We start from the raw sequence: 13155 nt of genomic DNA, 5'->3' as shown, positions 1-13155 counted from the left end.
ACTCCTAGTCGGCTTTGACTGCCAGCACCGGGCAGTCCGCTTCCAGCAGGATCCGTTGGGAGACGCTGCCCATGATGAGCTTTCCAACGGGGCTGCGCCGACGCAGTCCGATCACGATCAGATCCGCATGGTGTTCATCTGCGGCATCCAGGACCTCGGCTGCAGCGTCATGGCCTCGAACCGGTTGCGTGATGGTGTGGCTGATGCCTTGCGTCGCAAGCCGTTGCTCGATTCCTTGGATGTCCGGCTCCTGGGCGTAGCGGTTGTCCACCAGGGCGTCGCCCTTCGAGGAATTGATGACGAGGAGGTGGTTGTTGCTCTTCTTTGCCTCGGCGATGGCATGCGTCAGCGCGGCCTCACCTTCCGGCGTGGGGACGTATCCCACCACGATGGTCACGGGTTCTCCTGTTTCTGGGGGATTTCAGTGTTTTCGGGCCGGGTCGCAGCGCCGGACTCCGGCTGGGCGGCTGGACCTGGTGCCGTTTGGGCCGTAGCCAGCCGTTTGGGCCGGATGAGCTTGTACGCAAACGGCCAAACCAGCACGATCGCAACGATGATGTACACAACGATCGCGATTGGTTCGCTGAAGAGCCCGGCGGGGTCGCCGGCGCTCAGTTGCAGGGTCTTGCGGAGTTGGCCTTCGATCCGCGGGCCGAGGATGACGCCGAGGATCAAGGGCAGGACAGGGAGGCCGAAGCGGCGCATCATGAAGCCCAGGGCTCCGAGGACCAGCAAGATCACCAGGTCGAACGCCTGCAGGTTCACCGAGTAGGCGCCCAAGGTGGCGAAGAACAGGATTCCTGCGTACAAGTAGGGCCGCGGGAGTTGGAGCAGTTTGGCCCACAGCGGAGCCAGCGGCAGGTTGATGAGCAACAGCAGCAGGTTGCCGATGAACAGGCTGGCGATCAGGGCCCACACCAGCGGTCCCTGGCTGGCAAAGAGCTGCGGTCCCGGCTGGATGCCGTAGGTGGTGAAGGCTGCGAGCATGACGGCGGCCGTTGCGTTGGTGGGCAGGCCCAGCGCCAGCATGGGGGTCAGGGTGCCAGCCGCGGCAGCGTTGTTGGCAGCTTCCGGTCCGGCCACGCCTTCGATTGCGCCCTTGCCGAATTCTTCAGGGTGCTTGCTCAGCCGCTTCTCCGTGACGTAGGAGAGGAAGGTGGGGATTTCCGCTCCGCCTGCGGGAAGCGCGCCGAACGGGAAACCGAACGCGGTGCCGCGGAGCCACGGCTTCCAGGAACGGGCCCAGTCCTTCTTCCCCATCCAGGGGCGGCCTACGGGAATGATGTGCAATGGGCTGCGGCGGAGGTGGGCGGCAACCCAGAGGGCCTCACCAACAGCAAAAATGGCGACGGCGACAACCACAATGTCCAGGCCGTCGGCCAGAAGCGGCTGGCCGAAGGTCAAACGGCGCTGGCCGGTGACCGAATCGATGCCCACCAGGCCGATGGCCAGCCCGAGTGCCAGTGATGCGAAGCCGCGGAGCCTGGACGAACCAAGGACCGCAGTGACTGCGAGCAGGGCCAGGACCATGATGGCGAAGTAGCTGGGGGCGCCAAGGCTGACGGCGAACTTGACCACGATCGGCGCGAAGACGGCCAACAAGGCGGTGCCGATGGTGCCGGCGACGAACGAGCCGATGGCTGCCGTGGCCAGGGCTTGGGCGGCACGCCCGGCCTTGGCCATCTTGTTGCCTTCAATCGCTGTGACAACGGAGGATGACTCACCCGGGGTGTTGAGCAGGATGGAGGTGGTGGAACCGCCGTACATGCCGCCGTAGTAGATGCCGGCGAACATGATGAAAGCGCTGGTAGGTTCCAACGCGTACGTCACGGGCAGGAGCAGGGCCACGGTCATGGCCGGTCCCAGGCCGGGGAGGACACCGACTGCGGTGCCGAGGAGCACGCCGATCATGGCGTACAGGAGGTTCATGGGGGTCAGGGCGGTGGCAAAACCGTCCATCAGCGAGGACAGGACGTCCATCAGAGGATTCCTTCCAGAAGCCCGGCAGGCAGTGCGATGCCCAGGCCGAGGTAGAAGCCGTAGAAGGTCAGCAGGGAGAGTGCCAGGGCAATCAGGCCGTCACGGACGTAGCGCCGACTGCCCAGGGCCAAAACGCTGCCCCAGAAGAGGAGAGTTCCGGAGATCACCCATCCGGCCCAGTCGATGAGCAGGATGTTCAGGATGAAGGCGCCCGCCAAGGGGAGGACCGTCTTCCAATCGGCGGGGTGCGCCAGGTCGACGTCCTCGCCGCCTTCGGCTTCACCCTTGCCGCCGCGGAGGACGTTGATGGCCAGCAGCACGGCACAAACCAGCAAGAGGCCTGCGACGATGAACGGCACAGTCTTGGGCCCAACCGGGTCCGATTTGGAGTACGGGGTGGCCAGGCCGTTGGCGTCCAGGAAGACCAGGACCCCGGCCGCGCCGAGCAGGAGGGAAACTCCCAGCTCGGCGCGGCCCTTGAGGCCTTTTACTGCAGTGCTCACGCCAAGCCAAGCTTGGTGAGGACGTCGGCCACCCGCTTGTCCTGGTCGGTCAGGAAGGTCTGGAACTCGTCACCGGTGATGAAGGCGTCCGTCCAGCTGTGGGTCTTCAGGGCTTCCTTCCACCCTGCGGATTCGTGCATCTTTTCCAAGGCCGCGATCAGGGACTTCTTGTCCTCATCGCTGATGCCCGGAGGTGCCACAACGCCACGCCAGTTGGTGAAGACGAGGTCGATGTTGGACTCTTTGAGCGTTGGTGCGTCCACGCCGTCCAACCGCTTTTCGCCGCTGGTAGCCAGGACGCGGACTTCGCCGGACTTGATCTGCTCCAGGTACTCGCCGGCTCCGGACGCTGCGAAGCCCAGCTTGTTGCCGAGGATCGCAGGCAGGAGGTCCCCACCGCCGTCGTAGGAAACGAAGTTCACCTTGGTAGCGTCGATGCCCACGGCGCCGGCCAGCTGCATGGGCAGGAGGTGGTCCGGGCCGCCCGGCGAGGAGCCGCCGCCCACGGAAATGGAAGCGGGATCGGCCTTCCATGCCTTCACCAGGTCATCGATGGTCTTGTACGGGGAGTCCTTGCTGACCATGATGGCGCCGGGTTCCTCGATCAAGCGTGCCAGGGGAGTGGTCTGGGTCAGTTTGGATTCCGACTTGTTGGTGTAGCTGGCTCCCACTACGCCCAGGCCCATGAGCATGGCCAGATCGCCGTTGCCCTTCTCGTTGACCACGCGCGCCAGGCCCACGGTGCCGCCTGCTCCGGCCAGGTTGAAGACCTCGGTGTTGCTGGCGATCTTTTCGTCGTCCAGGACCTTGGCCGCGGCTCGGGCGGTGGTGTCGTAACCGCCGCCGGGGGTGTTGGGGACCATGATTTGCAGACCGCTGATGGGTTTGGCCGCACCGGTGCTTTCGGTGCCTGTGGAGCTCTTGCTGGTGGCACCACAACCGGTAGCCATCAGGGCGATGCCGGCTGCAACGGCGGCAATGCGCAATGCGCGGATCTGGCGCATGATGTTCCTCTTCTCAGTGAAAAAAATTCTTCATCGAATCTCTGTGCAGGTTCCCTCGGGTTCCTGCCCTGCGGTCGATGCTAGGGCGGCCGGTGACGTGGATCACTCTTGTGTTCGCAGTGATCTTTAAGTTCATTGCGTTCACGCAGTAAGAGGCAAAAAGACCCGCTCAGGGGTATAGTTCCGGTACTCCATGGCGGACAGCCCGTGAACGCATCGAAGCCCATCGGCATCCGGCAAATCTGGAAATCACCCAAAGGACCAAGCAGTGACTCGACTGGCTCGAAGACGAGGCATGTCCCTCGCCGGACAGTACCTTCTGCTGCAGCTGCTGATCGTGCTCGCCGTGCTGGTGGCCGTCGCAGCTATATCGCTGGCTGAATCCGCCGCCGCCTTCGAGCGCACCGAGGGGCGCAGGGCCCTGTCGGCTGCCGAAGCGCTGGGGAACAACCCCACCGTCCGTGAACTGCTCCCTACGGCGGAACCGCGCGCCGGTTCCGCCCTTCCGGCCGTCGCCGAGTCGGTACGGACAGTCTCCGGCTCGGGCCAGGTTGCCCTCGCGAAACTGGACGGAACGGTGGTTACCGCCTCCGATCCCGGGTTGGTAGGCAAAATCCTGCCCCTTGGCGACAGCCGGGTGAAGGAAGGCCGGGCCTGGACCGGAGTCCTCGCCGGCAGCGCCGGCCCGGTCCTTTCCGCCCACGTACCGGTCCTGGATGATTCCGGTGAAATGATCGGCATAGCCTCCATCAGCCGTAACTACCCCTCAACGCTGGAAAGGCTCGGCGACGCGGCTCCCAACCTCTTGACCTACCTGGGCGTGGCCAGCGTCCTTGGCCTTGCAGGATCACTGCTGATGTCCCGGCGCGTCAAGCGGCAGACCCTGGGCATGGAACCGCGGGAGATCACCGGTCTGGTGCTGAACCGGGAGGCCATGCTGCAAGGCCTGAAAGAGGGCGTGGTCGCTTTGGATCCCCACGGGCGGATCACTGTGGCCAACCAGAGCGCCCGGCAACTCCTGGGGCTTCCCGGCGATTGCGTCGGGCGGCGGCTCGCTTCGCTGCCCGTCGACCCGGCGCTCAAAGTGGTGCTGGCCAGGGACCAGGCGGACCCGGACCAGTTGGTCCTGGTGGGTGATCGGCTGGTGGTCATGAACAGGGTTGCGCTGACCTCCCGCGGAAGGGACATGGGTTCGGTCACGACACTTAGGGACCGGACGGAAATGTCCTCCTTGGAGCGCGAGCTGGGGGCAACCCGGACAGTAACCAACACGCTCCGTGCCCAGGCCCACGAGTTCGCCAACCAGCTCCATGTCATCTCCGGGCTGCTTCAACTGGAGGAGTACGATTCCGTGATCCAGTTCGTCAACGGCGCCACCGTGGACCGCACCAGGCTCAATGATGAAGTGACCAGCAGGATCCAGGACCCGGCGCTCGCGGCCTTGTTGATTGCCAAGTCCAGCCTCGCTACGGAGCGCGGGGTGGAACTGCAGCTTGATCCGGGATCCGCGCTGCCGCGCGTAGCGGAGGAACTTTCCCGCGACATCACTACTGTGGTCGGGAACCTGGTGGACAACGCGTTCGACGCCGTCACCGGACTCCCCGGGGCAACGGTCAGCGTCTTGGTGGTCGAGTCCGGTGACGAGGTCAGGGTCACCGTCCGGGACAATGGTCCAGGGATTCCCGACGGCGATGCCGAACAGATCTTCTCGCAGGGCTTCTCCACCAAGGAGCCAGGGCCCGGGGATTCCCGGGGTTTCGGCTTGGCCATCTCCCGGGTTATTTGCAGGCGCAGCGGCGGCGATCTGTCGGTATCGAACCATCACGGTGCCGTGTTCGCTGCGCGTTTCATGAAGGAGGCAGTACGCCCGTGATCAAGGTCCTGATTGTCGATGACGACTTCATGGTGGCCAAAGTGCATGCCGGCTTCATCCAAAGGACTCCGGGATTTGCCGTTTTGGGAGTGGCGCATACGGGCGCGCAGGCCGTGCTGGAAACACAACGGTTGCAACCGGACCTTGTGCTGCTGGATATCCACTTGCCCGACGCCAACGGACTTGACCTCATGCACAGGCTGCGGGAGGTGGCTCCGGATCTGGACGTCCTGGTTATCAGTGCAGCCCGCGAGGTGGAAACGGTGCGCAGGGCACTCCGCGGCGGCATTGTCCACTACCTCATCAAGCCTTTCTCCCAGGCCGACCTCCAGGAGCGGCTGGAGCATTACCTGCACGCGTACCACGGCCTGGATTCTTCAAAGGCCGAAGCTGAGCAATCCGACGTCAACAGGGTTTTTGGGCTGGGAACCTCCGAGCGGACGCTGCCCAAGGGGTGCAGCGTGGAGACCTTGGAACGGGTGGAGGAAACCTTGAAGGCTGCTTCCGGGGACCTGTCAGCCGCCGAAGTCGCAGAAGAACTGGGCACATCGCGGGTGAGCGCGCGGCGTTATCTTGAGTACCTCCACGATGCCGGCGCCGTTGACGTGAAGCTGAAATACGGCGTCGGACGTCCGGAAAGGCGCTACGTGCTCAAGGGGCGTTGAGTGCTTTTACTTGCTCGCCTTGGCGATGCGGATCAACTCCGCGGCAGTCCCCTCCGGGCGTCGCTCGGGCAGCCAGACAGCCCGCAGTGAACGGGTGAGATCCAGCCCTTGGACGGGCACTGCCACGAGTTGGCCCGTGGCAAGCTCCGCCGTCACAGCCAGTTCGCTCAGCACAGCCACCGCCGAACCTTCAACGGCGGCCGCTTTGACCGCCACCGTGCTGGCAAGTTCCATGCTCGTTGCCGCCAACGGGGTGCCGGACCGCTCCAACGCCCGGACCAAGGTGTCGCGGGTTCCCGAGCCGACTTCGCGGAGCACCAACTCCGCGGCAATCAGTTCGCCGGGCTCCACGGGAGTGCGTCGCCGCGCCCATGGATGGCTCGTTCCGACCACCACAACCAGCTCGTCGCGGGCCACCGTAGTTGACGCCACAGTGCGCGGAACTGTGGGGGTTTCCACGAAGCCCAAGGGGATTTTTCGTGCAGCCAATTGCTCAAGGACTTCTCCCGAATTCCCTACCGCCAAGCTCACGTGCAGGTCCGTGTGTGCCCTGCGGAAGCGTGCCAGCCAGCGCGGTGCGAGGTACTCGGCGATGGTCAGGCTGGCCGCAACCGTAAGGTGGGCGGCCTGCTCCGCTGCCAAGGACCGGGCGCCAAGGATCATCCGGTCCATCGCACCGAGTGCCTCGCGGGCCCAGGCAGTCACCACCTCCCCTTCGGTGGTGACCCGTGAGCCGGCCGGAGTCCTGACGACGAGGGTGAGGCCGAGTTGGCGTTCCAGCCGTGCGAGGGCACGGCTGGCGTTCGGCTGGGCCATGCCGACGCGCCTTGCCGCAGCCCCCAACGAACCGGTCTCTGCCACCAGGACGAGGATCTCCAACGCGGTCAGGTCCGGGCGGCTGCTCATGCTTGGAAGATATGTGCAGCCTTCAGGTCATGTCAATTGCGCATGAGTTCAGGCCGGAAAGGCGGCTACCGCTGGGAGGGGATTCGGGGGATGGTGGAACCATGAGCACAACACGGCCGCGGACCTCCGCCGCATCGGAAGCCCCTGCGACCCCCGGGTGGGGCGGGAGCGGCGGACGTGGCGGCCGGCGTCGTGGGCCTGTCCTTTCCCTGGCGCCCGGGCTGGCAGCGTGCGTCGTGGCCTTGGCCCTGGCGTTCGGCATCCACGCCTTGCTGCCGTCACTGCCCGCCATGACACTGGCGGTGGTCCTCGGCATCGCAGCGGCAAACCTGCCCGGCGTCTCGGGATGGGTTGGCGGATCCTGGCAACCCGGCCTTCGATTCGCGGGCAAGCACTTGATGCGTGCCGGCATCGTCCTCCTGGGCCTGAAGCTCAGCCTCGGGGACATCGCGGCCCTCGGCTGGCAGTCCTTTGCGCTTATCGCCGCGGTGGTACTGCTCTCTTTCGCGGGTACGTACGCCTTGGGCAAGCTCTTCAAGCTCCCCGGCGACGCACCTCTTCTCATCGCCACGGGATTCTCCATTTGCGGTGCCTCGGCGATCGGTGCCATGGCAGCGGTTCGAGGAACGAAGCACCAGGACACGGTGCTGCCGGTGGCCCTCGTAACCCTGTGCGGCACCCTGGCCATCGGCACGCTTCCGTTGCTCATGCACCCCCTGGGCTTGGATGCCGTGACGTTCGGCCGCTGGGTTGGTGCATCGGTTCACGACGTGGGGCAGGTTGTCGCTGCGTCCCAGACGGCCGGTGCTGTTGCACTCAGCGCCGCGGTGGTCATCAAATTGTCCAGGGTGGTCCTGCTGGCTCCGATCGTCGCCACCGCAGGTCTGTTTGAACGACGACGGCGGCGGGCAACGGCCGCTGCAGCGGACTATGCGGGCACGTTCCCGCCGATCGTCCCCCTGTTCGTGGTGGGCTTCCTGGCCATGATCGCGGTCCGCAGCCTCGGCTGGGCTTCGCCGGCGGTGCTGGACTTCGGAAACCTGGCGCAGGAGATCGCCCTTGGAGCAGCCCTCTTCGGCCTGGGTTCCTCGGTGCGCGTGCGCGAACTCCTGCACGCCGGACCGCGGTCCTTGGTCATGGCTCTGTTCGCGTGGGCGTTGATTGCGGCTCTGGGCCTCGGGGCTGTGGTGTTGGCTGGTTAGCTGGTACGTGGGCCTGGTATAGGTTCCCAGTAGTCATTCTGTAGGTCGATTTTCCCGTGAGCTGACGGGGTTCGACGTATACCAGGAATCCCTCTGATTTCTCATAGATGCGGCGGGGCTGGCTGCTGTCAGCGCTGATCCAGATGGCGGAGCCGTCCGTCATGGCATCGTCCACCATTCCGGTGCGCACGACGCTTCCGTTGTGGCGGATCTCGACAATGGCTCCAATCAGGCCTTCCCATTGAGTGTGATTGTGCTTGTTCATGTGGTTCGGCTCTCTTGGCGAAGACGACGTTGGCCGCCACCGGTGTGGGTGGCGGCCAACAGTGGCTAGTCGGTGACTGTGGCTTTTACGCGGTCCCGGATTTGCCGTTCCATATCTTCCTGGTGGGGGAGCCGGTGGAGTGTTCCGAATGCCTCGGACTGCGGGACGACCACGATGCCGTCGTGGTCGCCGATGACGATGTCTCCGGGGTTGCAGACGACGTTGCCGCAGGCGACAGGTTTCCCGACGGCGCCCGGTCCGTTCTTGGAGGGGCCGGCGGGTACGGTGGCTTTGGCGTACAGGGCGAGCCCCATGTCGTTGATTTCTTCGATGTCGCGTACAGCTCCGTCGATGATGACGCCCGTGACCCCTTTGCTGAGGCAGATTTCTGCGAGGATTCCACCAAACACGGAGCGATTAGTGACTCCGTTGCCTGCGATCACCAGTACATCGCCTGGCTTGGCTTCATCGAGGCCGCGGTGGATCGCGAGGTTATCGCCCTCCCAGACCTGGATGGGCAGGATTGCTCCGGCAAGGCGGGCGTTGGGGGTCAAGCAGCGGATGTCGGCCGACATCATGTCGAGGCGGTTTCGGACGTCGCCGATCAGGGCCGGAGGGTAGGCTGCGAGGGACTGGACGAGGTTTTGGGGTGGCCTTGGCCATTCGGGATTGACGGAGATGTTGTCAGCGGAGACGTTGATGTACATGGGGACTTTCTGCGGGTGATCAGGCGTTCGCCGGACTGAGGGCGTTGTTGACCGGGTGAGTGGGGGCGTGGCCGGCGAGCACCAGCTTCACTTCGGCCCAAGAGCCGGTTCCGGCTTCAAGGAAGGCCTCTTCGGTTTGTCCTGCGATGTGTGGTGTCAGAACCAGTCCCGGGATTGTGGTGTGCGGGAAGGGCGTATGAGTGAGGGGGTCCTTCATGTCGATGCTTTCGGCTTCGAGGACGTCGAAGGCGGCCCCCGCGATCAGTCCCTCGGTAAGCGCCGCCGCAAGCGCGGATTCGTCGACGAGCCCGCCGCGGGAGGTGTTGACGATGAATGCCGTCTTTTTCATCCGTGCCAGTTCCTGTGCCCCGATCATGTGTCGCGTTGAGGGAAGCAGCGGGGCGTGGATGCTGATGGCATCAGCCTCGGTGATAAGTACATCAAGGGGGACCAAGCGGGCACCGGCGGCAGTAACCTCCTTCTCCGTGGCTACGGGATCACATGCCAGGACAGTCATTCCAAAACCTTGTGCGATGGCTGCGACGCGCCGCCCGATGGCGCCGAATCCGATGATGCCCATGGTGCGCCCGGAGAGTTCAAAGCCGATGAGGTCGGCTTTGCCTTCAGACCAATTCCCGGCGTGGACCCGCGACACGGCAGTGGGGACCCGCCGGGCGCCGGAGAGTAGCAGTGCGAAGACATGTTCCGCGACTGCGTTGCTGTTGGCTCCGGGCGTGGTGGTAACCCAGACCCCGTGCTCGGTGGCAGCGTCGATGTCGACGTTGTTGGTGCCCACTCCGTGGCGGGCGATGATCTTCAGCTGGGGGGACGCCGCGATGATGTCCCGGGTGAAGTTTTCGGCGCGGAGGATCACGGCGTCGATGTTCGCGCTGATGTCCAAATAGTCGACCTTGTGGGGGCCGTAGCCGAGGTGAACGGTGGCTGCGGCCTGGATATCCGCCAGGACGTCGGGATGGATGGGGTCGGAGACGTAGATCTCGCTCATGGTGGGACGGGCCTATCGGTAGAGATGTTCGGACGGGTTGTGGTTTGGTTTCACGAGCAGTCCGACGACGAGGAGTCCAATCAGGCCGGCGGCGACCAGCACGAAGGCGGGGACGAAGGTGTTGCCGGTTTGGTCGATCAGCCAGGTTGCGAAGTAGGGGCCGGCTCCGCCGCCGATGACTGCTCCGATGCTGTGTCCGAAGGCGACACCTGTGTGGCGGACCCTGGTGGGGTAGAACTCGAGCATGGACCCGTAGGTGCCGGCCTGGCAGAGGGCGTAAGGGATGATGCCGAGACCAAGGCCGAGCAGCGCCAGGGCGAAGGAATGCTGGTTCATCAGGGCAAAGGACGGGATGGAGATCAGGGCGTAGGCAAGGTAGGACCAGAGGAGGACCTTGCGCCCACCGATGCGGTCGCCCAGTTGGCCGGCAAAGGGGATCAGCACGGCGGCGAAGATCACGGCGAGCAAAACGATGGTGGAGGCCTCGCTCTTCTTGAAACCGAGGACTTCGCTGAAGTAGACGGCAACAAAGACTGTGCCGATGTAGGTGCCAAGGTTCTGGACGAGGGAGATGGTGGTGACCTTGGCCAGTGCCTTGGGGTACTTGGACATCACTTCACGGAACGGCTTTTCGGTGGTGTTGTCCTGGTCCTTGATGGCCGTGAATTCCGGGCTGTCCTCGACCTTGAGCCGGAGGATAAGGCACAGAATGCCCAGCGGCAGGGCGAGGAGGAATGGGATACGCCAGCCCCAGTCGGCCATGGCTGCGGCTGGCATGGCTGCAGCAGCAAGTGCCGCAAGGCCTGCGGCGAGGCCCTTACCCAGTTGGGCGATGCTGGGGATCATCGAAACGTAGAGGGAGCGTCGTTTCGGTTCCGCCCATTCCCTGATGTAGGCCGCGGCACCGCCAATCTCGCCGCCGGTGGAGAAGCCCTGCAGCATACGGAAGAGCACGAGCAAGATGGGGGCCACCACGCCGATCTGCGCGTAGCCGGGAAGGAGGCCGGTCAGGGTGGCGGCAGCGCCCATGAGCGAGATGCTGGCGATCAGGCTGTAGCGGCGGCCTTTACGGTCACCCAGACGGCCGAAGAACACGGCTCCTAGCGGGCGGACGACAAAGGCGGAGCCGAACACCAACAGGGTGTTCAGCAATGACATCAGCGGGTCATCGCTGGGAAAGAAGACTGTTGCCAGCGTAGCGGCCACGTAGCCATAGACGCTGAAGTCGTAGTACTCGATGAACGTACCGAAAGCGGCAACGCCAGTGGCCTTTTTCGCTTTCTTGCGATGCTCCAGGTCGGGAGTGGCGAGGGTTGGGGTTGTCATCCTAAGACCTCTCTGTCTTTAGATTATTGGGACAGTGTCCCGTTTGGTGTGATTGATTAAAGGATGCATGTGTTCCATGCCACTGTCAAGATGAAAGCCGCGGCGGGGTGTTGGTGTGCCCGGTCGGCCTACGGCCTGCCAGTGGAGGCGTGAGATACTGCGGGCATGGAACAGGGCGTGCGCTCAACCCCGCGGGACGGATCATCGGAAGTTTTTGCGGTCCTTGAGGCCATGATTGACCGGGCTGGATACGGGTGGGGAGTCCGCGAGTTGGCCGAGTATCTTGGGGCCAGCAAGAGCACCATCAGCCGCAATCTGGGCAGATTGGTTGAAGAGCGCCTGCTGTCCCGGGACGCCAACGGCGCGTACACCGTGGGCCCCCGCCTCCGGGTTCTGGCGCAGACGCTCCACGAACGACACCCGCTGCTCTCCTGCGGTTCACGACTGCTGGCTGAGCTGAGTAAGGACACCGGCGCCACGGCCCTTCTGGCCATTGCCTCCCACGACCCCGAAGAATGCTTCGTGCTGATATCCCATGAACCTGACGCCCCGGTTAGATACACGCTCCGGCCAGGGAGCCGACTGCCTGTCCATGCCGGTGCGCTCGGATTGGCTATCCTGTTGCGCCGGGGGACGGAAAATCTGCCTGAGCGCCTGGTCAAGTACACCGATCACTCAATGGCCACACGCGCCCAGGTGGAAAAGGCACTGCGATCCCACGCAGACCTCGGCGCGGTGGTGAGCTTGGGGCAGCACATCCCGGATGCCGCCGGTGTCGCCGTACCTTTTGGCTTGGGCGAGCATTTGGTGGGATCCATCTCACTCTCGCGGCCACGCAACGAGTTTGACGAAGGTGACGTCACGGAAACGGCCGATCGGCTTCGCCAAGCCGCTGCGGAACTTGAGTCGGCAGTGCGTTCCGCATCTCAGGAGCCGGTCACGCGTGAAAAGAAAGAGCAGGGGCCGGCGACCCTCATCGAGCGCATCTCGCTGCTTCTGACGGAGCTGTGTGTCAGGCCCATCACGGAGCTTGGCTCAGGGCGGCTTGCCGATGTTGTGGGCGCCGGTTCTGTCGCAGCAAGGCGGCTGGCCGACTCGGCTGCCGAATCCGGGCTCATGACGCAGATCGGACCCAGGAGCTGGATTGCCGGTCCGGCTCTTATGCGGTGGGCTGCAGAGTTAGGCCCGCAAACGACCTTGACTGGCCTCATTGACGACGAACTACGCGATCTTGCCCGGAAGACCGGCGAAACAGTAGGGCTCGCACTGCTCGATAGCGAAACCGGAGCGGCACACCTGGCCGCAACCTACGCCGGTTCACACAGCGGTGTCCGCTACGTCCTGGAGCCCGGATCCCGGATACCACTCCACGCAGGGGCAGCCGGCAAGGCCATACTTGCCCATCTGCCTGTTGCCCTGGACAGCATCGACCTGGAAGCCTTCACCGAGCGAACGCTTACGAGCCAGACCGCCTTGGCCGCAGACCTCGACCAGATCCGCCAACGCGGCTGGGCCATCGGCGACGGAGAGAGAATTCCGGAAGCTTACGGCACAGCCGCCCCCTTCTTCATCGATGGGAAAGTCCGCGGTTCCCTCACCATTACCATTCCCCGCTACCGGGTGCAGGATGCGCCCCTGGCAGAACTGACTGAAGCGGTCCGGGCAAGCGCCGGGCGGGTCACCAAACTGCTGTCCGCTGACGCGGCCTAGATTCAGGC

12 protein-coding genes are annotated in these 13155 nt (G+C 64.3%); 4 read left to right on the top strand and 8 right to left on the bottom strand.

What is annotated here, in order from left to right; genetic code table 11:
* Nucleotides 1-4: 4 nt before the first annotated feature.
* The 4 genes from OCL88_RS11310 to OCL88_RS11295 are packed head-to-tail and all read right to left on the bottom strand — an operon-like array spanning nt 5 to nt 3487.
* Nucleotides 5-397 carry a universal stress protein gene (locus OCL88_RS11310; protein ID WP_264962567.1) on the bottom strand — a complete coding sequence of 131 codons (393 nt, stop codon included), beginning with the start codon at nt 395-397 and terminating at the stop codon, nt 5-7.
* Nucleotides 394-1980 (bottom strand): tripartite tricarboxylate transporter permease, encoded by a 1587-nt coding sequence (locus OCL88_RS11305; RefSeq protein WP_264962566.1) that lies wholly within the window; start codon nt 1978-1980, stop codon nt 394-396. The genes OCL88_RS11310 and OCL88_RS11305 overlap by 4 nt, the downstream gene beginning before the upstream one ends.
* On the bottom strand, nt 1980-2483 hold the full coding sequence (locus OCL88_RS11300; RefSeq protein WP_021471631.1) for a tripartite tricarboxylate transporter TctB family protein: 504 nt from the start codon (nt 2481-2483) through the stop codon (nt 1980-1982). The genes OCL88_RS11305 and OCL88_RS11300 overlap by 1 nt, the downstream gene beginning before the upstream one ends.
* Entirely contained in the window at nt 2480-3487 is a 1008-nt protein-coding gene (locus OCL88_RS11295; protein WP_243542273.1) for a Bug family tripartite tricarboxylate transporter substrate binding protein, read from the bottom strand. The genes OCL88_RS11300 and OCL88_RS11295 overlap by 4 nt, the downstream gene beginning before the upstream one ends.
* A 295-nt stretch (nt 3488-3782) precedes the next feature.
* Between OCL88_RS11295 and OCL88_RS11290 the strand changes: the two genes are divergently transcribed.
* Together OCL88_RS11290 and OCL88_RS11285 are read left to right on the top strand one after the other, a co-directional pair.
* Complete coding sequence (locus tag OCL88_RS11290; protein WP_264962565.1) at nt 3783-5360, top strand: sensor histidine kinase; 1578 nt, start codon at nt 3783-3785, stop codon at nt 5358-5360.
* Complete coding sequence (locus OCL88_RS11285) at nt 5357-6025, top strand: response regulator (RefSeq protein ID WP_264962564.1); 669 nt, start codon at nt 5357-5359, stop codon at nt 6023-6025. The genes OCL88_RS11290 and OCL88_RS11285 overlap by 4 nt, the downstream gene beginning before the upstream one ends.
* A 6-nt stretch (nt 6026-6031) precedes the next feature.
* Here the strand turns inward: OCL88_RS11285 and OCL88_RS11280 are convergent, their stop codons facing one another.
* Nucleotides 6032-6931: a LysR family transcriptional regulator gene (locus OCL88_RS11280; protein ID WP_201434211.1), complete on the bottom strand. Its 900-nt coding sequence runs from the start codon at nt 6929-6931 to the stop codon at nt 6032-6034.
* A 101-nt stretch (nt 6932-7032) separates the two neighbouring features.
* Here OCL88_RS11280 and OCL88_RS11275 point away from each other — a divergent pair, with 101 nt between their 5' ends.
* Nucleotides 7033-8133, top strand: coding sequence for a YeiH family protein (locus tag OCL88_RS11275; protein WP_264962563.1), 1101 nt, complete (start codon nt 7033-7035; stop codon nt 8131-8133).
* A gap of 330 nt (nt 8134-8463) precedes the next feature.
* On the opposite strand, the gene OCL88_RS11270 is transcribed toward OCL88_RS11275, so the two are convergent.
* Genes OCL88_RS11270 through OCL88_RS11260 form a run of 3 tightly spaced genes read right to left on the bottom strand, consistent with a single transcriptional unit; the run spans nt 8464 to nt 11437 of the window.
* Complete coding sequence (locus OCL88_RS11270; RefSeq protein WP_264962562.1) at nt 8464-9105, bottom strand: RraA family protein; 642 nt, start codon at nt 9103-9105, stop codon at nt 8464-8466.
* Nucleotides 9106-9124: 19 nt separating this feature from the next.
* Complete coding sequence (locus OCL88_RS11265) at nt 9125-10111, bottom strand: hydroxyacid dehydrogenase (RefSeq protein ID WP_264962561.1); 987 nt, start codon at nt 10109-10111, stop codon at nt 9125-9127.
* A gap of 12 nt (nt 10112-10123) precedes the next feature.
* Nucleotides 10124-11437, bottom strand: coding sequence for an MFS transporter (locus OCL88_RS11260; protein WP_264962560.1), 1314 nt, complete (start codon nt 11435-11437; stop codon nt 10124-10126).
* Nucleotides 11438-11602: 165 nt separating this feature from the next.
* On the opposite strand from OCL88_RS11260, the gene OCL88_RS11255 reads away from it, so the two are divergent.
* Nucleotides 11603-13147, top strand: a complete 1545-nt coding sequence (locus tag OCL88_RS11255) for an IclR family transcriptional regulator (RefSeq protein WP_264962559.1) — start codon at nt 11603-11605, stop codon at nt 13145-13147.
* Nucleotides 13148-13155: the final 8 nt, after the last annotated feature.

Origin of the sequence: Paenarthrobacter sp. PAE-2 (assembly GCF_026013155.1) — a bacterium.
Taxonomy (GTDB): Bacteria; Actinomycetota; Actinomycetes; order Actinomycetales; family Micrococcaceae; genus Arthrobacter; species Arthrobacter ureafaciens.
The sequence above is the reverse complement of the archived record's forward strand: the minus strand, read 5'-3'. Positions and strand labels throughout refer to the sequence as shown.